Origin of the sequence: Bradyrhizobium sp. B025 (assembly GCF_042257955.1) — a bacterium.
Lineage (GTDB): Bacteria > Pseudomonadota > Alphaproteobacteria > Rhizobiales > Xanthobacteraceae > Bradyrhizobium > Bradyrhizobium diazoefficiens.
In genome coordinates, this window is record NZ_CP170150.1 from 4,245,133 (window position 1) to 4,269,816 (window position 24,684).

Genomic DNA, 24,684 nt, shown 5'->3' on the forward strand with positions numbered 1-24,684 from the left:
CCGAGCCAGATCCCGCGCGGGGCACCGGAAGATCCCGGGGTGTTGCCGGTCCAGCCGATCGGGCGGCCTCGGCCGCGAATCAGTTAGACTCTCGGTAAGGCCATCCTCCGGAGAGTAACCTTGCAGAACAGCGGCGGCGCGCGCGCATTCCAGAACGCGCGATTGCAGAAGAAGTTGATGAAGCAGGCGGATGCCATCATCTCCGCCGCGGCCGCCGCCTATGGCCAAGGCAAATTTGCCGAGACAGAGGCGCTATGCCGTGAGATCCTGAAAGCGCTTCCGGATCATGTCGACGCCTTGCACCTGCTCGGGATGTGTGCGCATGACGGCCGCCGCCTGGAGGAGGCCCGGGAGCTGCTCGATCGCGTGATTGCGCTCGATCCGCGCCTGCATGACGCCCATAACAACCTGGCGACCGTGCACTTCGACCTCGGTAATTTCGAGGAGGCGCGGCGGTGTCAGGAGAGGGCCATCGCGCTGAAGCCGAATTTCGTGGTCGCGCTGACCAACCTCGGCAATACGCTGATGCATCTGGGGCAGTACGAACAGGCGCTCGAACTGCACGAGCGCGCAATCAAGATCAAGCCGGACTACGCCGATGCGTTCTGCAATCGCGGAATGGTCGAGATAGTGCTTGGACAGATCATGCGCGCCAAGGAAAGTTTCGATCGCGCCTTGCTGTTTCAGCCGCGTCACGCCGAGGCAATCGTCGGCAGCAGCATGGTCAGCATGGAGCTCCGGCACCACGAGGAGGCGGCAGCCAAGCTTGCCACGGCGCTCGCGATCAAGCCCGGCTCGCCGAGGATTCTGGCCCAGCGAGGGCGGCTCAGTTACGAGTTGCAGCGCCTGGAGCCGGCGCTTGCGGATTTCGAGGCCGCGCTTGCCATTTCGCCCAAGCTCGAACTGGCCCTCCGGGGCAAGGCACAGGCCTGCCTCGTGATGGGGAAGACCGCGCAGGCGATGGCGGCCGCAACGGCCTTGATCGAGCAAAATCCGCGCTCCGAGGTCGGCTTGGCGCTGATGGGATTCTCTCATTCAAATCAGGGAGAGACGGACGCCGCGATCGAATATCTCGATCGCGCGCTGGCGATCCGCCCGGACTATGGAGATGCGATCAGGGGCAAGATCTTCTTGCAGGACTACCGCGCCGAGGCCGATTTCGCGCTCCAGCAGGCGGTACGACGAGATTGGTGGGACTTGATCGGCTCCAAGCTGCCGCGGCGGACGCTGCCGAAGCGGCCGCTCGATCCGGACAAGCAGATTGTGGTCGGCTATGTCGCTGCCGAATTCCGGCAACACTCGGCGGGCCTCACCTTGCTACCGGTGCTGCGCCATCATGATCACGCCAACTTCAAAATCATCTGCTATTATTCCTGGCCGGGAGCGGACGAGTACACCGCCATGTTCAAGTCGCTGGCGGACGTCTGGGTCGACGCCTGGGGCCTTTCGGACGACGAACTCGCCGATCGCATTCAGGCTGACAATGTCGACATCCTGATCGACGTTTCGGGCCATACGACCGGTAACAGGTTGCAAGTTTTCGCGCGGAAGCCTGCCCCGATCCAGGCCACTGGGTTCGGACACGCGACGGGCACGGGCATGCAGACCATGGACTATGTGCTCGCGGATCCCGTTTTCATTCCGCCGTCGGTCCGGCATCTGTTTCCCGAAAAGATCCACGATCTGCCGTGCTTGATCACGATGGAGCCCGTCTCGGATCTGCAGCCGTCCGAGTTGCCGATGCTCCGCAACGGCTACGTCACCTTCGGCGTGTTCAACCGCATCTACAAGATATCGGATGATGCGATCCGTGTGTGGTCGCGGATCATGCGCGAGGTTCCGGGATCCAAGATCGTCCTCAAGCACGGTCTGCTCGATGATCCCCTGCTGCGCGATAGCCTGATCGCGCGTTTCGTGGCGCAGGGCATTGCCGAGGAGAATATCACCTGCCTCGGCACCACCTCGCGCAACGACCACCTGATGGCCTTTGACAAGATCGATATTTCGCTCGACACGTTCCCACAGAATGGCGGCATCAGCACCTGGGAATCCCTCTATGCGGGCGTCCCGGTCGTCGCCAAGCTCGGCATTGGAGCCTCCTCGCGCGCCGGCGCTTCCATCGTGGCCGCCGTCGGTCTCGGCGACTGGGTCGCCGAGGATGACGATGGCTATGTCGAGATCGCCCGCAAGTTTGCATCGCAGCCCGATTATCTGGCGAAGTTGCGCGCGGGATTGCCGGCTCAGATCGCAGCCTCGCCCGCCGGCAATGTCGAGATCTACACGCGTGAGCTCGAAGCGGGTTACCGCCAGTTCTGGCGAGACTATTGTGCCGCCGCCTCGGAGAGCGGCGACGCTGCGGTAAGCGGGACAGACGCACCTAGCGGTTCCTGAGCCGGATCCTGCAGCGAGCCCCGGAATAGCCCGGAAGGGTTTCCGGTCCCGCCGACCGGCCGGCCCGCCGCGCGAATCAGTTAGTCTCGCCGCGGGGCATCTTCCGGAGAGACACCTTGCAGAGCAGCGTCGGCGCGCGCGCATTCCAGAATGCGCGATTGCAGAAGAAATTGAAGAAGCAGGCGGACGCCGTCATCTCTGCCGCGGCAAGCGCCTATGGCCAAGGCAGGTATGCGGAGACCGAGGCGCTCTGCCGCCAGATCGTGCAAGCCGTTCCGGATCATTTCGACGCCACGCACCTGCTCGGCCTGAGCGTGCAACAGGGCGGGCGCCTGGAAGAGGCGCAACAGCTGCTCGAGCGCGCGATCGCGATCGATCCGCGTTCGCACGAGGCCCACAACAATCTCGCGGCCGTGTACGTCGTCCTTCAGAAATTCGAGGCCGCTCGCGCATGCCAGGAGAAGGCGATCGCGCTGAAGCCGAATTTCACGCCGGCCCTGACCGGCCTCGGCAATACCTTGCTCAACATGAACCTGCCCGAGCAGGCGATCGAGATGTACGATCGCGCGATCAGGCTAAAGCCTGACTATGCCGACGCGTTCTGCAACCGTGGCCTGGCCGAGCTTGCGCTGCGCCAGCTTGATCGCGCCAGGCAAAGTTTCGAGCGGGCGCTGCTGTTTCAGCCGCGAAACGTGGAGGCGCTCGTCGGCAAAGGTTTGGTCAATATCGAGCTCAAGAACTTCGACGAGGCAAAGGGCGCGCTCGAGGCGGCGCTCGCGATCAGGCCAGGTTCGGCGAAGATCCTGGCGAACCGCGGACGGCTCAATTTTGAGATGTCGAGGTTGGAACAGGCGGCTGCGGATTTTGACGCAGCCCTTGCGATTTCGCCCAAGCTCGAGGTGGCCTTGCAGGGGAAGGCGCAAGTCTCGCTCGCCGTGGGAAATACGGCGCAGGCGATCCTGGCCTGCACCACGTTGCTGGAGGAAAATCCGCGCTCCGCGAGCGCGATGGCGCTGATGAGTGCTTGTTTTGCAAACCAGGGAGAGATCGCATCGGCGATCGAATTGCTGGATGCGGCGCTGGCCATTGTGACGGATGCCAGCCTGATCGGGCGGAAGATCTTTTTCCTGGACTATCTCTCCGACGCCGATTTCGCTGTTCAGCAGGCCGCCCGAACGCAGTGGTGGGACGCAATCGGCGTCAAATTGGCGCAAAGGAAGCTCGCGCCCCGGCAGTTCGATCCCGACAGGAGGATCGTGATCGGCTATGTCGCTGCCGAGTTCTGGTTCCACTCGGCAGGGTTCACGCTGTTGCCAGTGCTCGCTCATCACGATCATAGCAAATTCGAAATCGTCTGCTATTCGTGCTCACCGGTACGAGATGAAGTGACCGCCAAATTCGAGTCGCTGGCGGACGTCTGGGTCGAGGCCGGGCGGCTCTCGGACGATCAATTGGCCGATCGCATCGAGGCCGACAAGGTCGATATCCTGATCGACGTGTCCGGACACACGACCGGCAACAGGCTCCCTGTCTTTGCGCGGAAGCCGGCCCCCATCCAGGTCTCTGGATTCGGACACGCGACCGGCACTGGCCTTCGGACCATGGACTATGTGCTCGCGGATCCGGTCTTCATTCCGCAATCGGCCCGCCATCTGTTGGCCGAGAAGGTCCATGATCTGCCCTGCCTGATCACGATCGATCCGATCCTGGATGTGCCGCCCTCGGAGCTTCCGATGCTCCGCAATGGCTACGTGACCTTCGGCGTGTTCAACCGGATTTACAAGATTTCGGATGAGGCGATCCGCGTTTGGTCGCGCGTCATGCGTGAGGTGACCGGGTCGAAAATCATCATCAAGCATACTATGCTTGACGATCCCTTGGTGCGCGACCGCCTGATCGCGCGGTTCGTGGCGCATGGCGTCGCCGAAGCAAACATCACTTGCCTGGGCTCGAGCCCGCGCGCCGAGCATCTGCGGGCCTTTGCCAATGTCGATATTTCGCTCGACACGTTCCCGCAAAATGGCGGCGTCAGCACCTGGGAATCCCTCTATGCGGGCGTTCCGGTCGTCGCCAAGCTCGGTAACGGTGCCTCCTCGCGCGCCGGTGCCTCCATCGTGGCGGCCGTCGGTCTTGCCGACTGGGTTGCCGATGACGACGCGGGCTATGCCGCGATCGCGTGCAAATTTGCGGCGCAGCCCGCTCATCTGGCGAAGTTGCGCGCGGAGTTGCCGGCTCAGATTGCGGCCTCGCCCGCCGGCAATGTCGAGATCTACACGCGTGAGGTCGAGGCAGGATATCGCCGGTTCTGGCGCGACTATTGTGCCGTGGCCTCGGAACACGGCGAGGTGGCGTGAACCGGCCGAACCGCGACGATCAAACGAAGGGCGGCTTGATGTTGCTGCGCTTCTCCAGCCATTCCGGCACCGGAAGGTTCTTGGCGCGCATGAAGTCCGCATTGAACAGTTTTGACTGATAGCGGCTGCCGGAATCGCAGAGCACGGTGACGATGGTCTTGCCGGGGCCGAGCTGCTTGGCGAGGCGTATCGCGCCGGCGATGTTGATGCCGGTCGAGCCGCCGAGGCACAGGCCCTCGTGCTGGAGCAGGTCGTAGATCTCCGTGACGGCGTCAGTGTCGGGAATGAGATAGGCGTCATCGACCTTCGCGCTCTCGACGATCGCGGTCGCCCGGTTGAGGCCGATACCTTCGGTGATCGAACCGCCCGGCGTCGCCTTGGCTTCGCCGGTCCTGAAATAATCGAACATCCCGGCACCATGCGGGTCGGCGCAGGCGATCCGGACGTTCTTGTTCTTTTCCTTCAGAAGGCGGCTGACGCCGGCGAGCGTGCCGCCGCTGCCGACCGAGCAGACGAACCCGTCGACCTTGCCGCCGGTCTGCTCCCAGATCTCCGGCCCCGTGGACTCGTAATGCGCTTTCGCATTGTCGAGATTGTTCCACTGGTCGGCGAACAGCACGCCGTTAGGCTCGGTCTTGCGCAGCTCGTCGGCGAGCCGGCGGCCGACATGCTGGTAGTTGTTGGGATTGGCGTAAGGAAGCGCCGGCACCTCGATCAGCTCGGCGCCGCACAGCTTGAGAAAGTCCTTCTTCTCCTGGCTCTGCGTCTCCGGGATCACGATCAGCGTGCGATAGCCGCGCGCACTCGCCACGACCGCGAGCCCGATGCCGGTATTGCCGGCGGTCGCTTCCACCACGAGGCCGCCGGGCTTGAGCTCGCCGCGCTTCTCGGCCTCCAGGATCATCCACTTGCCGGCGCGGTCCTTCACCGACTGGCCGGGATTCATGAATTCGGCCTTGCCCAGAATGGTGCAGCCGGTCGCCTCCGAGGCGCGTTTGAGCTTGATCAGCGGGGTGTTGCCAATGGCTTCGACAACGTCGTTTCGAATGGTCATGTCAGGGGGAAATCACTGGCAAGGGGTTGATCAGGTTGGCCAGAACCTAGTGCCTGGGAGGCCAAAGGGGAAGGCTTTTGCGCTGCGGCGAAACGGGTGGAAGTGCCCCTCCGGGCAACCATATTTCGGGGGAAGATGAGCGCGGGCGATCCTGAGCTGCGGCGCCGGATTTCGGTGGAATGATTTGTCCGACAACTGTCAGGGCATGGAAGATAATGGTCGTCGCGATTAACCTTGGCGCCCAATCTCCGCCGGGGCGAGATGGCGGACGACACATCTGCACAACAGCTGCATATTCCTTCTCGATCACTGCCGGCTTCGTGACGATGGCCCGCCGCGGTTTGAGGTGGAGCCAAAGCCGCATAAAGCTTGTTGCCGACCAATGCTCCGCCGGATCAAACGGATCCGTGTGGGTGTGGCGCCAATATCACATGAAATCTTGGTAAGCTTGAATCCGCTTCGCGATGGCGGAAAAATACGAGAAGTCTTTGCAAGACAGCCATATCTTGCACTTTCATGGCGCGGATATCCGCGCATCCGGGTCGCCATCTCGCACCTGCGGGACTGTCCCGCTGTTCCGCGCCCGGCTAGTATGAAGCTCAAAGTTCCGCTGAAAGCATCACCGTTGTGATCGAGCTACACGAAGCCCCCCGACTGTCCGGCCGCGAATCGGTTAATCCGGCTGCGCGGTGGCGGCTCGGTCTGCCCGGCGGGGGGTGGAAGTGACACAGCATGTTCTGGCGACCGTCATGCGGCGGTCTCTGGGTTCTGCGTCCCGGACGCGTCGTGCGGCGCGCTGGCTTGCGGTGCTGTGCCTCGCCGCCGGTTCGGGCGGTTGCGTGCTGACGCAGGATCTTCCGGATCCCGCGCTCGATGTTCCCGCGCAGTACAAATACGCCGGGAAGGGGGATACGCCGCCGTCGCTGGATTGGTGGCGCGGCTTCCGTTCCGCCGAGCTGACGCAGCTGATGGAGGAGGCGCAGACCGTCAACCTCGACATCGCGGCCGCCGTCTCGCGCATCGTCCAGGCGGACGCCCAGGCGCGGCAGGCGGGCGCTGCGCTGCTGCCGAGCGTGTCGACCGGCGGATCGGAAACCTATTCACGCACCTCGGGCTCGTCGTCCTCGGGTCTCACCAACGGCGGCCGCGAGGTCGTCAATTATTCGGCTTCGCTGAGCGCGAGCTACCAGCTCGATTTCTGGGGCCAGAATCGCGACGCACTCCAGACCGCGGAGGAGACAGCGAACGCCAACCGTTTCGATCGTGACGTCGTCGCGCTCACGACGCTGGCGAGTGTCGCCAACGCCTATTTCCAGGTGCTGACCTCGCAGGATCGCCTCAGGACCTCCCAGCGCAACATCGCGAGCGCGCAACGCATCCTCGATGCCGTCAAGGAGCGTCGCAAGGCCGGCACCGGCACCGATCTCGACGTTGCCCAGCAGGAGAGCGTGGTCGCCAACCAGAAGGCGCTGGTGCCGCCGCTGCGCCAGACGCTCGACCAGAACGTCAACGCGCTCGCCGTGCTGGTCTCGCGCCCGCCCGAGAGCGTGCGCGTGCTCGGCGGCTCCCTGGACCGGATCGCGATCCCGCGCGTGACGCCTGGCCTGCCGTCGGAGCTGCTGACGCAGCGGCCGGACATCCGCCGGCAGGAGGCGCAGCTCGCCTCGGCGACCGCGAACATCGGCAATGCCCGCGCGCAGTTCTTTCCGACCATCCAGCTCACCGGCAATGGCGGCTATCAGAGCTCGGCGCTGGTGTCGCTGTTCCAGCCGCATGCGGCCTTCTTCCAGCTGGTCGGCAGTGCCACCCAGCCAATCTTCGACGGCGGCAAGATCCTCGGCAATTTCGAATTTGCCAAGGCGCGGCAGGACGAACTGCTCCAGACCTACCGCAAGACCATCGTCCAGGCCTTCGCCGACGTCGACAATGCGCTGTTCTCGATCAAGCAGACTACGATCAAGCTGCAATTGCAGCGCGATGTCGTCACCGCCTCGCGGCGCGCGTTCGATCTGTCGGAGCAGCAATTGCGCGCCGGCACCGCCGATATCGTGACCGTGCTCAACACCCAGCTGACCCTGTTCCAGGCGGAAGACGCGCTGTCGCAGGCCCAACTCGCACGGCTTCTCGCCATCGTCAGCCTGTATCAGGCGCTCGGCGGCGGCTGGGAACCGAGGATGGAGAAACCGGTCAATGCTCTTTAAGCCGGATAAGAAGGATGACGCGAAGGCGGGGACGGTGAGGAAATCGTCGCGCGGCGGCTTCATCCTGACTCTGGTCACGCTCGCGATCCTCGGCGGCCTCGGCTATCTCGGCTGGACCGTGTGGCATCAGCAGCCGCAGCAGGCGAACGGCCGCAACCAGCGCCCCGATCTGCCGGTGCCGGTGCTGGCGGCAACGCCCCGCATCCAGGACGTCCCGGTCTATCTCGACGGCGTCGGCGCGATCCGCGCGCTCAACACCGTCACCGTGCGCTCGCAGGTCGACGGCAAGCTGATCGCGGTCAATTTCACCGAAGGCCAGGACGTCAAGAAGGGCGACGTGGTCGGCGAGATCGATCCAGCGCTCTATCAGGCGACGTACGATCAGGCGGTCGCCAAGAAGGCGCAGGACCAGGCCCAGCTCGCCAACCAGCGCATTGACCTCACCCGCTATGAGCAGCTCGCCGCCTCCAACGCCGGCTCCAAGCAACAGGCCGATACGCAGCGCGCGCTGGTCGCCCAGACCGAGGCGCTGGTGAAGGCCGACCAGGCCGCGATCGACAATGCGGCGGCGACGCTGAGCTATACCAAGATCGTTGCGCCGATCTCGGGGCGCGCCGGCCTGCGCCAGGTCGACCAGGGCAACATCATCCACGCCGCCGACACCACCGGCCTCGTCGTCATCACGCAATTGCAGCCGATCGCGGTGTGGTTCAGCCTGCCGCAGCAGCAGATCATGCGGGTCAATGCGGCCGCCGCCAAGGGCGCGCTCGCAGTCGACGTGTTCGGCAATGACGGCGTCACCGTGATCGATACCGGCAAGCTGACCGGCATCGACAACCAGGTCGACCAGACCACCGGCACGCTCAGGCTCAAGGCTGAGTTCCCCAACGCCAATTACCAGCTCTGGCCGGGCCAGTTCGTCAATGTCCGCCTCAAGGTCGAGACCTTGATGCAGGCGCTGGTCGTCCCGACGTCGGCGGTCCAGCGCGGTCCGATCGGCACCTTCAGCTATGTCATCGGCGAAGACAACGTCGTCTCGGCCAAGCCCGTGACGGTGACCCAGCAGAACGAGCATGACGCCGTCATCGCCAGCGGCCTGTCGGCGAACGACCGCGTCGTGACGACAGGCTTTGCCAATCTGTCCGATGGCTCAAAGGTCGTCGTCGGACGCGACGACCAGACGCCGTCGGCCGACCTCGCGCCGCGCAAGCGCTCGCGCGGGCCGGACGCTCAGAAAAAGGATGGCGCCAAGGACGGCCAAAAGGACGGCGAGCCCCGCGCCAAGCGGAGCAGCAGCGAAGGCGACCAGAAGGGACAGACCGGGCCGGCACCGGGACCCGGGGCAACGGGAAGTGGAGCCAAGCAGCCATGATCCCGACAACAGCCGCCTGAGCGGCAGGCGCATCCCATGGGTGTCTCCGAACCCTTCATCCGCCGTCCCATCGCGACCTCGCTGCTCGGCATCGCGCTCCTGATCGGCGGGCTGCTGGGCTATTTCTCGCTCCCGGTCTCGGCGCTGCCGCAGGTCGACTTCCCGACCGTGCAGGTGACGACGCAGCTGCCGGGCGCCAGCCCCGACGTGATCGCCTCGCTGATCACCGCGCCGCTGGAGCGGCAGCTCGGCCAGATCCCGTCGCTGTCGGCGATGAACTCGACGAGCTCGTTCGGCGTCAGCCAGATCTCGCTCCAGTTCGACCTCAACCGCGACATCGACGGCGCGACCCAGGACGTCCAGGCCGCGATTAACGCCGCAGCCGGCGTGCTGCCCAAGACGCTGCCATATCCGCCGACCTACGCCAAGGTGAACCCGGCGGATGCGCCAGTCATGACGCTGGCGCTGCGTTCGGACACGATCTCGCTGCGGGCGATGAGCGACATCGCCGATACGCTTCTGGCGCAACGGCTGAGCCAGATCTCCGGCGTCGGGCGCGTTTCCGTGCTCGGCGGGCTGAAGCCGGCCGTGCGCATCCAGGCGGATCTGGCGCGGCTGGCGGCCTATGGTATCGCCATGGAGGATCTGCGCACCGCGATCGCCAATGCCAACGTCTCGGGTCCGAAGGGCTCGCTCGACGGCGCGCAGCAATCCTACATCATCGCCGCCAACGACCAGATCGCCGCCGCCGAGGCCTACAAGCCTGTCATCATCGCCTATCGCAACGGCTCGCCGGTCACGATCGCCGACGTCGCGCAGATCGTCGATGGCCTGGAGAACGACCGCACTGGCGGCTGGTACCAGGGCACGCCGGCCGTCATCATCGACATCCAGCGCCAACCCGGCGCCAACGTCATCGACGTCGTCAGCCAGATCCGCGCCGAAATCCCGAAGGTCCAGCGCGCGATCCCGGCCGGCGTGAACCTCACCATCGTCTCCGACCGCACCGTCACCATCCGCGCCTCGGTGCGCGACGTGCAGTTCACGCTGATCCTCAGCGTCGTGCTGGTGACGCTGGTGGTGCTGCTGTTCCTGCGCTCGCTCAGGGCCACGCTGATCGCGGGCGTGGCGTTGCCGCTGTCGCTGATCACGAGCTTCGGCATCATGTATTTTGCCGGCTTCAGCCTCGACAATCTGTCGCTGATGGCGCTTACGATCGGCACCGGCTTCGTGGTCGACGACGCCATCGTGATGATCGAGAACATCGTCCGCCACATGGAGAATGGCGACGGGCCGATGGAGGCCTCGCTGAAAGGCGCGAGCGAAATCGGCTTCACGGTGATCTCGCTGACGGTGTCGCTGATCGCGGTGTTCATCCCGCTCTTGTTCATGTCGGGCCTCGTCGGGCGCATGTTCCGCGAATTCGCGCTGACGCTGACGATCGCGGTCGTGACCTCGGCCGTGGTCTCGCTGACGCTGACGCCGATGATGTGCTCGCGGCTGCTGAGGCACGCCCATGAGGAAGTGGCGGTGCCGGGCCTCGCTGCGATCAGCCGCTTCATCGACCGCACCGTCGAGTTCTATCACCGCACGCTGCTCTGGGTTCTGGAGCGCCAGCGCGCCACGCTGGTCGTGACCTTCGCCACGCTGATCGCAACCCTCGTCCTCTACGTCGTGGCGCCAAAGGGCTTCCTGCCGCTTCAGGACACCGCCTCGATCACGGCGGTGACGGAGGCCGGACCCGACGTCTCGTTCGCGGAGATGCAGAAGCGGCAGGCCGAGGCCGCCGACGCCATCAAGGCAGACCCCGACGTGGTCGGCGTCGTCTCGGTGATCGGCGCCGGCTCGGTCAATCCGACCACCAATGTCGGCCGTCTCGTCATGACCTTGAAACCGCGCGGCGAGCGGCGTGACGACGTCAGCGTGGTCGTGACCCGGCTGAAGCAGAGGGTGTCGGGCATCCCCGGCATGACCGTCTATTTCCAGCCGGTGCAGGACGTGCAGATCTCGACCCAGTCGAGCCGCTCGCAATACCAGTACACGCTGACCGGCACCGATGCGGCGCTGGTGTCGGAATGGGCGCGCAAGCTGGTTGCGGAGATGCGGCGCGATCCCTTGTTCCGCGACGTCTCCTCGGAGGCGCAGGAGGGCGGCCTGCGGGCGCAGCTCGATGTGGATCGAACGCGGGCGGGCCAGCTCGGCGTGAGCCTGCAAGGCATCACCGACACGCTGAACGATGCCTTCGCCCAGCGGCAGATCTCGACCATCTACGGCCAGGCCAACCAGTACCGCGTCGTGCTGGAGGCGCTGCCGATGTACCAGCGCGATCCCTCGATCCTGTCGAAGCTCTATCTGCCGGGCGCCGCGAGCGCCATCGTCGGCGCGCCCAACGCCCAGGTGCCGCTGTCGGCGGTGGCGACGCTGAAGCGCACCACGGCGCCGCTGGCGATCTCGCACCAGGCGCAATTCCCGGCGATCTCGCTCAGCTTCAACCTCGCGCCGGGCGCAGCCCTCGGCGATGCCGTCGAAGCGGTGAAGACGATCGAGACCCGCATCGAAATGCCCAACAGCATCGTCGGGGTCTATGCCGGCGATGCCGCCGAATTCGCCAAGGCGCTCGCCGGCCAGCCCTGGCTGCTGCTCGCCGCCGTCATCACGATCTACATCGTGCTCGGCGTGCTCTACGAGAGCTACATCCACCCGATCACCATCCTGTCGACGCTGCCCTCGGCCGGCGTCGGCGCGATCCTGGCGCTGGTCCTGTGCGGACAGGATCTCTCGGTGATCGGCCTGATCGGCATCATCCTGCTGATGGGCATCGTCAAGAAGAACGCGATCATGATGATCGACTTCGCGCTCGAGGCCGAGCGCGGGCAGGGGATGTCGCCCAACGAGGCGATCGTGCAGGCGTGTCTCCTGCGCTTCCGCCCGATCATGATGACGACGCTGGCCGCGCTGTTCGGCGCGCTGCCGCTGGCGATCGAGAGCGGCACCGGCGCCGAGCTGCGCTTTCCGCTCGGCATCTCCATCATCGGCGGCCTGCTGCTGAGCCAGCTCCTGACGCTGTACACCACGCCCGTGATCTACCTGGCGCTCGACCGCATCAACCGCCGCCTCGAGCAGGCGCTGCCGCCGGCCGAATCCGGCGGCCCGCCGGTCGCGGGCGCGACCGAGGGGATGCAGTGATGGCATCGATCTCGGAGCCCTTCATCCGCCGCCCGGTCGCGACCACGCTGCTGTCGATCGGGTTGTTCCTGCTGGGTGTCGTCGCCTACGAGTTCCTGCCCGTCGCCTCGGTCCCGAACGTCGACTTCCCCGCCATCTTCGTCTCGGCCAGCCGGCCCGGCGCCGACCCTTCCGTGATGGCGGCGACTGTGGCCTCGCCGCTGGAGCGGCGGTTAGGTGAGATATCAGGCATCAACCAGATCACCTCGACGTCGTCGCTCGGCGTCACCAACATCCAGCTCCAGTTCGACATCGGCCGCAACATCGACAAGGCCGCGCGCGACGTGCAGGCCGCGATCAACGCCTCGTTGGTGGACCTGCCGAGCGATCTGCCGACCCTGCCGCGCTTCCGGAAAGCGAACACGGCCGGCGCGCCCGTCTTCGTGCTGGCGCTGACCTCGAAGACACTGTCGGCGAGCGCGATCTACGACGTCGCCGATACGGTGCTGGCGCAGCGCATCTCGCAGGTGCCGGGGGTCGGCGACGTCACGGTCAGCGGCGCCGACCAGCCGGCCGTGCGGGTGCAGCTGAACCCCGTCGCGCTGTCGAACGCCGGCATCGCCACCGACGACGTGCGGACCGCAATCGTCAACGCCAATCCGCTTGGTCCCGTCGGCATCTTCAACGGCGAGCGCCAGAGCGAGACGCTGTCGCTGAACAAGCAGATGCGCACCGCGAAAGAGTTCCGCGACATCGTCATCAAGAGCTCCAACGGCAATTTCGTCCGGCTTTCCGACGTCGCCGAAATCGAGGACTCCGTCCGCAACGCCCGCTCGATCGCCTGGTTCAACAAGCAGCCGGCGGTGCTGATCCAGATCACCAAGCAGGGCGATGCCAACGTCATCGACACCGTCGACCGCGTGAAGGCGCTGATCCCCGAGCTGAAGCAATGGATCCCGGCCGGCGTGGACATTTCCACCCTGGTCGATCGCACCAGCACGATCCGCGCCAGCGTCCTCGACATGCAGTGGACCCTGCTGGCAACCGCCATCCTCGTGATGCTCGTCGTGTTCGTGTTCCTGCGGCGGATGACGCCGACGATCGCGGCCGGCATCTCGGTGCCGCTGGCGCTGGCTGGCACCTGCGCCGGGATGTGGGTCGCAGGCTTCTCGATCGACAATTTGTCGCTGATGGCGCTCGCCATCTCCGTCGGCTTCGTGGTGGACGATGCCATCGTCATGATCGAGAACATGTTCCGCAATCTCGAGCACGGCATGCGGCCGTTCGAGGCGGCGCTGGAGGGGGCGAAGCAGATCGGATTCACCGTCGTGTCGATCAGCCTGTCGCTGATCGCCGCCTTCACCCCGCTGATCTTCATGGACGGCATCGTCGGCCGCCTGCTGCGCGAATTCTCGCTGACGCTCACCTTCGCGATCCTGGTCTCGACGCTGGTGTCGCTGACCGTGACGCCGATGATCTGCGCCCATTACATCCGGCAGACCACCTCCGGCACCGCGACCCTGTTCGATCGCCTGATCGAGGGCTCGCTGTCGCGCATCGTCGCCTTCTACACCCGCACCCTGCGCACCGTGCTGGAATTCCCGCTGCTGACGCTGCTGGTGTTCTTCGCCACCATCGGTCTCACGGTGACGCTCTACATCAAGGTGCCCAAGGGCTATTTCCCGACCGACGATTCCGGCTTCGTCATCGGCGCGACGCGGGCCTCGGCCGACATCTCGTTCCAATCGATGCTCAGCCTCCAGCAGCGGCTCGCCGACATCGTGATGCAGGATCCGGCCGTGGCCGGCATCGGCTCGACCGTCGGCAGCGGAGGCGGGGGCCCGGGGGCGGCGACCTCGAACCGCGGCACCATGTTCATCAGCCTGAAGCCGCCGGAGGAACGCGACCACGTCTCGACACAGGTCGTGATCGACCGTCTCAGGCGCGCGCTGTTCCCGGTGCCCGGCATCCGCCTCTTCATGTTCGCCGCCCAGGACGTGCGCGCCGGCGGACGGCAGAGCGATTCCGACTACCAGTACACGCTCTCCTCGACCGATCTCGACCTGTTGCAGAAATGGGCGCCGATCGTCGCCAAGCGCATGGAGAGCGTCGAAGGCATCACCGACATTTCCAGCGATCGCGATCCCGGCGGGCTTCAACTGACGCTCAGCATCGACCGCCAGAAGGCCTCGGCGCTCGGCGTCAAGGTTCAGGACATCGACAACGCGCTGAACAACGCGTTCTCGCAGCGGCAGATCTCGATCATCTACACCCAGCGTAACCAGTACATGACCGTGCTGGAGATCGACCCGAAATTCCAGGTCGATCCTTCCAACCTCGATCGCATCTATGTCGCCGGCGCCGGCGACGTGCAGGTGCCGCTGTCGGCCGTGGTGCGCGCGACGCGCGGCCTTGCCGCGCTCGCGGTCTATCATTCGCAGTCGTTCCCTTCGACCACGGTGTCGTTCAACCTGCTGCCGGACGTGCCGCTCCAGGCTGCGACGCAGAACATCCAGCGGGCGGTCGAGGAGCTGCATATGCCGGAAGGCATCCGCGGCAGCTTCGACGGCAATGCCGGCGATTTCGCCAGGACCAGTGGCCGCCAGCCGCTGCTGATCCTCGGTGCGCTGGTGGCGATGTATATCGTGCTTGGCGTGCTCTATGAGAGCCTCGCCCATCCGCTCACGATCATCTCGACGCTGCCCTCGGCCGGCCTCGGCGCGCTGCTGGCCCTGCAGATCACCAACACGCCGCTGACGGTGATCGCCTTCGTCGGCATCATCCTCTTGATCGGCATCGTCAAGAAGAACGGCATCATGATGGTGGACTTCGCGCTCGACGCCGAGCGCCAGCGCGGCCTGTCCTCGGCGGAGGCGATCTTCGAGGCCTGCCAGGCCCGGTTTCGCCCCATCCTGATGACGACGATGGCGGCGCTGTTCGCCGGCATTCCGCTGGTCGTTGCGACCGGGCCCGGCACCGAGCTCCGCCGTCCGCTCGGCATCACCATCATCGGCGGCCTGTTCGTCTCGCAGATCCTGACGCTCTACACCACGCCCGTGATCTACCTGCTGATCGACCGCCTGCGGCGGCGAACAGGGCCGCGTCCGCTGCCCGCACCGGCGGAATAGGTTGTTGAACCGCCGTGCAAAGCGTATAGCGGCGGCCATGTCGAACCCTACTGCCGCCGCGCCGGCCGACCCGATCCCCGAATGTCCGCACTGCCAGAAGCCGATGCCGCTGTGCATCTGCGACAGTGTCGCGCCCATTGAAAATCGCCTCGGCCTCTTGATCCTCCAGCATCCGCAGGAGCAGGACAGGGCGCTCGGTACCGCGCGGTTGACTGCGAAGCACTTCCCCAATGCCGTGGTGCGCGTCGGCCTGTCCTGGCCGAGCCTGTCCAAGGCGCTCGGGCAGCCGGTCGAGAATGCCTCCCACTGGGCCGTGCTCTATCTTGGCTCGGCCCGCGCGGCCGATCTCGAAGCCGAGGCCGAGATCGTCGCGCTCAACCGCAAGGGCGAGGTCGCGGACAACCAGCGCGCGATCCTCGGCAAGCTCGAAGGCGTCGTGCTGCTCGACGGCACCTGGAGCCAGGCCAAGGCGCTGTGGTGGCGCAATCCGTGGATGCTCAAATGCCAGCGCGTGATCCTCAACCCGTCGCGCCCCTCGCGCTACGGGCGCCTGCGCAAGGAGCCGCGCAAGGACGGGCTGTCGACCATCGAAGCGGCTGCTGCGATCCTGGCAGGCCTAGAGCGGCGCCCCGACATCGCCGAGACGCTGCATGCGAGCTTCGAGCGGATGCTGACGCGCTATCGCGAGGTGCAGGCGGAGATGCCTGAACTGGCGCCGAAGCCGGTGGTCAAGGACCGCCGGCGCGGTGTCCGGCGGGGCAAGCGAGCCTGACTTCGGCCTACGTCATCCGCGCGATCCTGCTGGTTCGCCGCTGCCGGCGCGACCGAGGAGATTCTCGGCCGATATCTCGCTGGCGCGAAGGCTTAGCCGCCCGGTCGGGGTTGCCTAAGCCATTGATCCCCTATATTGGTCCGCCCTTACGGGGCCACGTGGCGGAGTGGTTACGCAACGGTCTGCAAAACCGTGTACACCAGTTCAATTCTGGTCGTGGCCTCCATCACAAGCTTCTGATTTTTCAGCCAAAAAATCAAATTCGGCGCAGGTTCCACCGATGCCGCTCGCCGTCGGCTGCCGGGGTGAGGCGGGACGCTGCCACCGGGTTTGCCCGGGGCTTGGCGGAAACCAGCGATTCAGGCCCGATGGCATAGACTTCGCATCTGCGAAGTGATGCGTCACGAACCCTGAAAGCTGGAGAGCACGTGAGCGACGTCGTTCGATTTGTCCCGAAATCCGAGCTGGAGCGGGCCCGTCTCATTCGCGAGGCCCGTGCGATCTATGACAGCATCTTTCCGCCGGCCGCACCCGACCGGGTGCCGCAGGACGGCGAGGAGCGCGTCAAGAATTGATCGTGGCCGCGCCGGGTTCCGGCGCATGGCGATGCCAAACCGCCCAGCAGGCGGGCGCATTCGTTCACGGTGAAGGTGGCCTCAGCAGGCCGCGTACCAGCCGTCGGGAAACGGCAGCATGGGCCAGGCGCCCTCATTGTCATTGGCGGCTTTGGGCGTTGCGTCGAAGCTCCACGAGCGGGGCACGAATTCCTCCTCCGGCGCGGGCGCAAAATCGTCATGGACGATGGCGTCGCGGACGGCATCCAGCAGCAAGTTGAATTCGGCTTCGCTCATCGCACCCTCCGGAACGCGGATGGCGCAATGTCGCAAAGCCGGTTTGTTGCCCGATTGAGCCGATCGTTCGCATTTTAACGATCCGGCGATCAGGTCTCGTATGGTTAGCGATTCCTGAAAATCCTCGCGGGAACTTAGGCGTCCCGGGCTGGCTGCCCGTGTGAAAGGGATCACATTCTCCACGATTTATTTCTCCTACCCCTGCACACATCGGCCAACGGCTGGCCGGGGCGGGCAGGGCAGACAGGAGACTTCGTCATGAAGGCAAGGTTCTTGCGGTTAGCGGGTGTGAAGAGCCGGGCGCGACACGCCTCCACGGTCGGACTGTTCCTGACGCTGTTTGCCTCCGCGGCTCACGCGCAGCAGGGAACGGCGGAGCAGCGCCGGGCCTGCACCCCCGACGTCTACCGGCTCTGCGCCGGCGAGATTCCCAATGTCCGCGCCATCACGGCCTGCCTGCGCCGTAACCGGTCAAGCTTGAGCGAGGCTTGCCGTTCCGTGTTCGATCAGGCCGGCGGCTGACATAGCGGGTCTGTGAGTTTGTGCGCAGCAAGTGGCTCGTGCGGCCTCGCGAATCCGGCATAGTCACCCTGTGGATATGCTGCGGACAGGCTGTGGAGGGGCGGTGATCTGCTTCGGATATCGCACGCAGATACGTCCGTAACGCGTCACATCTCTGTCAAATGACCCAATCGAATGGTTCCCTGATCGTGCAGACCCCTGCGTGATACGAGATCATTTGGTTCCGCCGAATTCGGAATATCGGTTCACCGCGCGCAAAGCCTGCGAACAGTTTTTGTGCAGCGGCTTGCCCAAATTGCGGGCCCCCTCCATCCAATTTTTTGTACGCCCGCGGACAAGCTTTCCCCGGCGCACTCCACCTAGGCTCGCTCCCGAGATCTGGAACATGGCCAGTGCCATGACAATTCGAAGGAGCTGGATATGGAGAGACGGGTATTGCCCCAAGTACGGAGGAACGTGCGGCGGGGGATCGCACGCTCATCGTTGCCGTGGCACAAGGCCGCGCTCGGCGCCGCCATCGCTCTCGGCGTTCTCGGCGCACCGCTCAGCGCGCAGGCCGCAGCGCCCGCCGCCTGCGCCGCGCTCCAGGAGAAATATCCGGACTGGAAGGGCAAGACGCTCGTCAACGCCATCAACCCCCACACGCCGGGCTATGAGACCATCGATCCGAAAGACCCCAGCAAATATATCGGCTTCGACATCGATCTCGGCGAGGCCATCGGCGAATGCCTCGGCTTCAAGCTGACCTACAAGCCCGTGGTGTTCGCGGCGCTCCTGACCACACTTTCGGCGGGACAGGCCGACATCGTGATCTCCGACATCTACGCCACCAAGGAGCGCGCCAAGGCCGCCGACTTCATCACCTACTCGAAGGTGTTCGATGGCGTGCTGGTCGCCAAGGGCAATCCGAAGGGCATCAACGGCATCAACACGTCGATGTGCGGTGCGGCCGCCGCGGAAAACACCGGCTACGTCGAGGTGCCCCTGATCCAGGCGCTGATGCCGGAATGCAAGAAGGCCGGGAAGGCGGAGCCGACCATCCAGCTCTACGACAACAACGCCAACTGCATCCAGGCGATCCTCGCCGGCCGCGCCGACACCTATGTCAACGACGTCAACACCGTCGACAGCGCGGTGAAGGCCTATCCGGACAAGCTGGAGAAGGCGATCGCGGTGACGATCCCGTATTCGGTCGGCATTGCCGTCCCGAAGGACAAGCCGAAATTCCGCGACGCCGTGCTCGCCGCGCTGATCGAGGTGCAGAAGGCCGGCACGCATATTGAGCTTCTCAAGAAGCATGGGCTCGACGTGAACAACTTCAAGGAGCCGGACATCCTGACGGCTGACTGATGTCGCTGTTCCTCCATTACCTGAGCATGCCGTATCTGCTCGAGGGCATCGAGCTCACCCTCGAGGTGACCGCCCTCGGGCTCGGCGGCGGATTGATCCTCGGATTGATCCTCGCCGGCATGCAGCTCTCCCGCTTCTGGCTGCTGGCGGCGATCGCCAGGGCCTACACCGTGATCTTCCGCGGCACGCCGCTGATCCTCCAGATGGTGTTCGCCTACGACGCGCTGCCGCATATCGGCATCAAGCTGCCGGCGGTGCTGGCGGCCGGCCTCGCGCTCGCCTGCAACGAGGCGCCGTTCATCGCCGAGATGCTGCGGGCCGGCGTGCTCGGCGTCGATCGCGGGCAGGTGACCGCCGGCCAGGCGCTCGGCATGACGCCGCGGATCCTGATGTGGCGGGTGATCGCGCCGCAGGCGATCCGCACCATGATCCCGGCCTTCGGCAACGAGGCGGTGAGCGCACTGAAGAATTCCTCGCTCGCCTCCGTCGTCGCGGTCCAGGAGCTGACGCTGCGCTCGACCCAGCTGGCGTCCTCGACCTTCGACTTCTTCTCGATCTTCTTCGCCTCGGGCCTTCTGTATCTCGTGCTGACCGCCACCATCAGCGTCATCCAGCTGTTCGTCGAATGGCTGCTCGATCTCGACCGCGCCAAGGGCCGCGAGCGCAAGCTTGCTGATTACCTGCCGTGGCGCCGCGTCGATCTCGGCACCAAGCTCGAACTTGCAGCCGTGACCGTTGATGATCCGGAGCCCGCACAGGCAGAGCTCGCGGACACCGCGCCGCTGGCGCTGACCCGCGAGGAGCGCACCCGCCGCGCCGCGACGATCGCGCGCAACAACATCGCGGTCGAGGCCAAGGACCTCACCAAGAGCTATGGCCCGCAAAAGGTGCTTAGAGGTCTCGACCTCACGGTCCGCGTCGGCGAGGTGGTCGCGCTGCTCGGCCCCAGTGGCTCCGGCAAGAGCACGCTGCTCCGCTGCATCAATCATCTCGAAGACTGGGACGCCGGCACCGTGCGCGTCGGCGGCCGGCGTCTCGGTTTTGACGACGACGGCAAGCTGCTGTCACCGCGGGCGATCGCCAACGAGCGGGCGACCGTCGGCGTCGGCATGGTGTTCCAGCAGTTCAATCTGTTTGCCCATTTGTCGGCAAAGGAGAACATCGCCGGCCCGTTGCGCTGGGTCCACGGCATGCCCCGGATCGATGCCGAGCGCCGCGCCACCGAGCTGCTCGACCGGGTCGGGCTGTCGCACCGCGCCGATGCGCTGCCGCGGCATCTCTCCGGCGGCCAGCAGCAGCGCGTCGCCATTGCGCGGGCGCTTGCGCCGAACCCCAGCGTGCTGCTGCTGGACGAGCCGACCTCCGCGCTCGATCCCGAGCTCGTCAACGAGGTGCTGGAGGTGATCCGGCGCCTCGCCATCGACGACGGCCTCACCATGATCATCTCGACGCACCAGATCCGCTTCGCCGATGAAGTCGCCGACCGCGTCGCCTTCTTGAGCGGCGGCACGATCATCGAGGAGGGGCCGGCGCACGAGGTGCTCTCCAACCCCCGCAATCCGCTCACCGCGCGCTTCCTCAGCGTAATGGAAGCCGACAAGACACCGGAGGCGGTCCGATGAGCGCAGTGTCCACAAGGCTCAAGACTCCCGAAGAGGCCACCTCATGACGCATTTCACGCTGCCGGTTTCGCCGAAAACCGTTCACTGGGGCTATTTCTCCAAGACGGTCGCTCCGGCCCTGACGCTGCGCTCGGGCGACCGCGCCACCATCGAGACGCTGACCCATCACGCCAACGACGATTACGAGCGCATGATCCAGGGCGATCCCGGCGCCGAGAGCGTGTTCCAGTGGACGCGCGAGCACAAGGCGGTGGCGCGGCGCGGCTCGGGCCCCGTCGAAGGCCCGTTCATCCGCGGCGCGGGCGAGGGGATCGGCGTGCACCTCCTCACCGGCCCGGTCGCGATCGAAGGCGCCGAGCCCGGCGACATTCTCGAAGTGCGCATCCTCGATATCAGGCCGCGGCCGAGCTGCAGCGCCTGCCATGCCGGCCGCTGCTTCGGCTCCAATGTCGCAGCGAACTGGGGCTTTCACTACCACGACCTGATCGAGGAGCCGAAGCCGCGCGAGGTCGTCACCATCTTCGAGCTCGACACCTCGGGCGAGCCCTACGCGAAGGCGGTGTACAACTATGTCTGGACGCCGCAGACCGACCCTGATGGCATCGTGCATCCGACCATCGACTATCCCGGGGTCCGCGTCGACCACGCCACCATCAAGAAGCGCGAGAACATCCTCGCGAGCATGAAGGTGCCCGCACGATTGCATTTCGGAACCATGGGCCTTGCGCCGTCGGAAGCCGATTTCGTCAGCTCGATCCCGCCGAGCTACACCGGCGGCAATATCGACGACTGGCGCATCGGCAAGGGCGCGCGAATGTTCTATCCGGTCGCGGTTCCCGGCGCCTATTTCTCGGTCGGCGATCCCCACGCCGCCCAGGGCGACAGCGAGCTCGGCGGCACCGCGATCGAGACCTCGCTGACCGGCGATTTCGAATTCATCCTGCACAAGAGGGCCGATCTGGCCGGCACCAATCTGGAAGGCCTCGACCATCCGATGCTCGAGACCGAGCAGGCCTGGTCGTTCTACGGCTTCACCTATCCGAACTATCTCGCCGCGCTCGGGGCCGACGCACAAACCGAGATCGCCAATCACAGTAGTCTCGACCGTGCGATGCGCGATGCGTTCCGCAAGCTGCGCCGGTTCCTGATGACCGTGCACGGCCTCAGCGAGGACGAGGCGATCTCGCTGCTGTCGGTCGGCGCCGATTTCGGGGTCACCCAGGTGGTCGATGCCAATTGGGGCGTCCACGGCACGATCCGCAAGAACATCTTCCGGTGCGACTAGATCTCTCCGTCTTGTCATTCCGGGGCGAGGCAAAGCGTCGAACCCGGAATCCATTTCACCACCGTCTTCTGCGCCCGATGGATTCCGGGTTCGCGCTTGGGCACGCCCCGGAATGACGAGCGTCAAGACGAGCGCATCATGCTCTAACCCGTTGAAGGTTAGCCTGTTTTCGGAATGAGAGGATGACCAACGAGCCCCATTTGCGGCCCGTCGCTGCGACGGAGGATCGCGTGCGTCTGGCACAGAGGTTGCTTCGATCAACTGCAATCTGGGTTGATCCGATGAGCTTCCGGCCGTTCACGAGCGAGTCCTACGCGCAAGACGACCGCCCCGAAGCCTGGCGGGACGTGCTGGCTGCCGTCGGCCTGCAACCGGCGACCGGCCATTCCTTCCTTGACGGACATGCAACCGCATCGCATCGCCATACTGCGGGCGTCGCGCTGACGCGCATGGCCGCGGGCGCGCAGACCATCGGTCCACTCTCGCAATTCAACGAAGATATTCCGATCGCACTGATGCCGGTCGAGGACGGCATGGTGCTGAAGAGCGCCGGCGGCCACCGCATCGTTCCCGTCGGACATCTCGTGCTGCTGCCGCGCAGCGGCGACTGGAGCATCGTGTTCCAGCGCGACATGCGCGCGATCGTGCTGTCGGTGACCTCCGAAGCGCTGCACGGGCGGTTCTCGGGCAAGCCGCGGCTCGGCGAGCCCCGCGTCGTGCCGCCCGGCGGCTTTGCCGATGTGTTCGCGCGCCTGCTCGACGCGACCGCGCGCACGCTCGACAGCTTGAGCGATGCCGAATGGAATGCGGTCGCGCAGAGCCTCGTCGATCTCCTCCTGACGCTCGCGCATCAACTGGCGGCCTCGACGTCCGACGCCGGATCGAGCGCGACACAGGCGGCGCTCCTGCACCGGATCTGCCAGACCATCGAGCGCCGGCTCGACGATCCCGAGCTGGTGCCCGCGCGCGTCGCAGAGGCCGAGGGGATTTCCGAGCGCTACTTGCAAAAGCTGTTCGAGACGGTCGGCGATAATTTCACCCACTACGTCCGCGAACGCCGGCTCCAGCGCGCCTGGGCCGACCTGTCCAATCCGGCGGAGGCGCATCGCTCGATCTCGGAGATCGCCTACGCCTATGGCTTTGGCGATTCCGCGCATTTCAGCCGCGCCTTCCGCCATCGCTTCGGCCTGCCGCCGCGCGAGTTCCGCCAGCAGGAGGCGGAGCGGGCGACCTCGCAGCACGGCGTCGCCGGTCAGCGTGGCTGGCCGCAGGAGGCGCTGGCGCAGCTCCGGGTGCATCCAAGCGTGGAGGCACGCAGCAGCGTCGCGTGTGCCGGCGCCGAGGAGCGCACGACAACGGAGCGCAGGCATCACCATCTCCCGGTCGGGGCCAGCCGCGTCCATTGGGGCTATTTCAGCCGCTCATTGCAGCCACAGATCGAGATCGCTTCGGGTGACACCATCACCATCGAGACGCTGACCCAACACGCCTCCGACGCACCCGACATGATGATCGCGGGCGATGCCGGCGCCGAGAGCGTGTTCGGATGGACGCGCGATCGAAAGAACGTCGATCGCCGCGGGGCAGGGCCGATGGATGCCAGCGTGTTCGGCCGCGGCGCCGGCGAGGGGTTTGGCGTGCACATCTGCACTGGGCCCGTCGCGGTGAAGGACGCCCAGCCCGGCGACGTTCTGGAAGTGCGCATCCTCGACATCGTGCCGCGCGCAAGCCGCAATCCGATCCATGCCGGCCGCGTGTTCGGCTCCTCGGTCGCGGCGTGGTGGGGCTATCACTACAACGAGTTTCTCGGCGGTCCGAAGCCGCGCGAAGCCGTGACGATCTACGAGATATTTGACGACACCGTCGCGCCGCACGCCCGCGCGCTGTATTCCTACCGCTGGGAGCCACAGACCGATCCGTTCGGCGTGGTGCACGCGACCTACGACTATCCCGGCGTTCCCGTCATGCCCGCCACGATCAAGCGCCGCCACGCCGTGCTCGACGGAATCCGCATTCCCTTGCGGCCGCATTTCGGCGTGATCGCGGTGGCGCCGCGCGAGGTCGATTTCGTCGACTCCGTGCCGCCGTCCTATTTCGGCGGCAATCTCGACAATTGGCGGCTGGGGAAGGGGGCGGCCGTCTATCTTCCGGTCTCCGTCCCCGGCGCGCTGCTGTCGGTCGGCGATCCCCACGCAGCCCAGGGCGACGGCGAACTCAGCGGCACCGCGATCGAGTGCTCGATGACCGGCACCTTCGAGGTGATCCTGCACAAGAAGGCCGACCTTGCCGGCCAGCCTTTCGCCGATCTCTCCTATCCCCTGATCGAGACCGCGACCGACTGGGTGTTGACCGGCTTCAGCCATCCCAACTATCTCGCCGAGTTCGGCGCGCAGGGGCAGAGCGAGGTTTACGCTAAATCCTCGCTCGACCTTGCCATGAAGGATGCCTTCCGCAAGATGCGGCGCTTCCTGATGAACGTGAAGGGCCTCAGCGAGGACGAGGCGATCGCGCTGATGTCGGCCGCCGTCGATTTCGGCGTCACGCAAGTCGTCGATGGCAATTGGGGCGTGCACGCCATCCTCAGCAAGCGCCTGTTCGAGAACGCCTCCTAACCCCA

General features: G+C 65.4%; 15 protein-coding genes and 1 tRNA gene. 14 read left to right on the plus strand and 2 right to left on the minus strand.

Annotation, left to right across the window (positions count from 1 at the left end; translation table 11 throughout):
* The first annotated feature begins 120 nt into the window (after positions 1 to 120).
* Together ACE10W_RS19625 and ACE10W_RS19630 are read left to right on the plus strand one after the other, a co-directional pair.
* Entirely contained in the window at positions 121 to 2,391 is a 2,271-nt protein-coding gene (locus ACE10W_RS19625; protein WP_375762680.1) for a tetratricopeptide repeat protein, read from the plus strand.
* A 116-nt stretch (positions 2,392 to 2,507) separates the two neighbouring features.
* Positions 2,508 to 4,745, plus strand: coding sequence for a glycosyltransferase family 41 protein (locus ACE10W_RS19630; protein ID WP_271557508.1), 2,238 nt, complete (start codon positions 2,508 to 2,510; stop codon positions 4,743 to 4,745).
* Between the two features lie 19 nt (positions 4,746 to 4,764).
* On the opposite strand, the gene ACE10W_RS19635 is transcribed toward ACE10W_RS19630, so the two are convergent.
* Entirely contained in the window at positions 4,765 to 5,799 is a 1,035-nt protein-coding gene (locus ACE10W_RS19635; RefSeq protein ID WP_011087225.1) for a cysteine synthase A, read from the minus strand.
* A gap of 749 nt (positions 5,800 to 6,548) precedes the next feature.
* Between ACE10W_RS19635 and ACE10W_RS19640 the strand changes: the two genes are divergently transcribed.
* From ACE10W_RS19640 to ACE10W_RS19670, 7 genes are all read left to right on the plus strand, one after another.
* Entirely contained in the window at positions 6,549 to 8,000 is a 1,452-nt protein-coding gene (locus tag ACE10W_RS19640; RefSeq protein WP_370204411.1) for an efflux transporter outer membrane subunit, read from the plus strand.
* Positions 7,990 to 9,372 carry an efflux RND transporter periplasmic adaptor subunit gene (locus tag ACE10W_RS19645; protein WP_304553254.1) on the plus strand — a complete coding sequence of 461 codons (1,383 nt, stop codon included), beginning with the start codon at positions 7,990 to 7,992 and terminating at the stop codon, positions 9,370 to 9,372. Before ACE10W_RS19640 ends, ACE10W_RS19645 begins: the two co-directional genes overlap by 11 nt.
* Positions 9,373 to 9,408: 36 nt before the next feature.
* Positions 9,409 to 12,558, plus strand: a complete 3,150-nt coding sequence (locus tag ACE10W_RS19650) for an efflux RND transporter permease subunit (RefSeq protein WP_028174087.1) — start codon at positions 9,409 to 9,411, stop codon at positions 12,556 to 12,558.
* Positions 12,558 to 15,665, plus strand: a complete 3,108-nt coding sequence (locus ACE10W_RS19655; protein ID WP_271557520.1) for an efflux RND transporter permease subunit — start codon at positions 12,558 to 12,560, stop codon at positions 15,663 to 15,665. The genes ACE10W_RS19650 and ACE10W_RS19655 overlap by 1 nt, the downstream gene beginning before the upstream one ends.
* A gap of 37 nt (positions 15,666 to 15,702) precedes the next feature.
* A complete protein-coding gene (locus ACE10W_RS19660; RefSeq protein WP_028174085.1) occupies positions 15,703 to 16,437 on the plus strand; it encodes a tRNA-uridine aminocarboxypropyltransferase in 735 nt (244 codons plus the stop codon).
* 152 nt (positions 16,438 to 16,589) lie between these two features.
* A tRNA-Cys gene (locus tag ACE10W_RS19665) sits at positions 16,590 to 16,663 on the plus strand.
* 202 nt (positions 16,664 to 16,865) lie between these two features.
* Positions 16,866 to 17,012 (plus strand): hypothetical protein, encoded by a 147-nt coding sequence (locus ACE10W_RS19670; protein ID WP_165448159.1) that lies wholly within the window; start codon positions 16,866 to 16,868, stop codon positions 17,010 to 17,012.
* 81 nt (positions 17,013 to 17,093) lie between these two features.
* Here the strand turns inward: ACE10W_RS19670 and ACE10W_RS19675 are convergent, their stop codons facing one another.
* Positions 17,094 to 17,288, minus strand: coding sequence for a hypothetical protein (locus tag ACE10W_RS19675; protein ID WP_028174084.1), 195 nt, complete (start codon positions 17,286 to 17,288; stop codon positions 17,094 to 17,096).
* A gap of 258 nt (positions 17,289 to 17,546) precedes the next feature.
* On the opposite strand from ACE10W_RS19675, the gene ACE10W_RS19680 reads away from it, so the two are divergent.
* The 5 genes from ACE10W_RS19680 to ACE10W_RS19700 all read left to right on the plus strand — a co-directional run bounded on the left by ACE10W_RS19680 (position 17,547) and on the right by ACE10W_RS19700 (position 24,679).
* Positions 17,547 to 17,810 carry a hypothetical protein gene (locus ACE10W_RS19680; RefSeq protein WP_271557521.1) on the plus strand — a complete coding sequence of 88 codons (264 nt, stop codon included), beginning with the start codon at positions 17,547 to 17,549 and terminating at the stop codon, positions 17,808 to 17,810.
* A 420-nt stretch (positions 17,811 to 18,230) separates the two neighbouring features.
* A complete protein-coding gene (locus ACE10W_RS19685) occupies positions 18,231 to 19,160 on the plus strand; it encodes an ABC transporter substrate-binding protein (protein WP_271557522.1) in 930 nt (309 codons plus the stop codon).
* On the plus strand, positions 19,160 to 20,782 hold the full coding sequence (locus tag ACE10W_RS19690) for an amino acid ABC transporter permease/ATP-binding protein (RefSeq protein ID WP_271557524.1): 1,623 nt from the start codon (positions 19,160 to 19,162) through the stop codon (positions 20,780 to 20,782). The genes ACE10W_RS19685 and ACE10W_RS19690 overlap by 1 nt, the downstream gene beginning before the upstream one ends.
* Before the next feature lie 43 nt (positions 20,783 to 20,825).
* The gene (locus ACE10W_RS19695) at positions 20,826 to 22,067 is read left to right on the plus strand and encodes an acetamidase/formamidase family protein (protein ID WP_271557526.1); all 1,242 of its coding nucleotides are present in this window, start codon (positions 20,826 to 20,828) and stop codon (positions 22,065 to 22,067) included.
* A gap of 281 nt (positions 22,068 to 22,348) precedes the next feature.
* Positions 22,349 to 24,679, plus strand: coding sequence for an acetamidase/formamidase family protein (locus tag ACE10W_RS19700; RefSeq protein WP_271557926.1), 2,331 nt, complete (start codon positions 22,349 to 22,351; stop codon positions 24,677 to 24,679).
* The last annotated feature ends 5 nt before the right edge of the window (positions 24,680 to 24,684 follow it).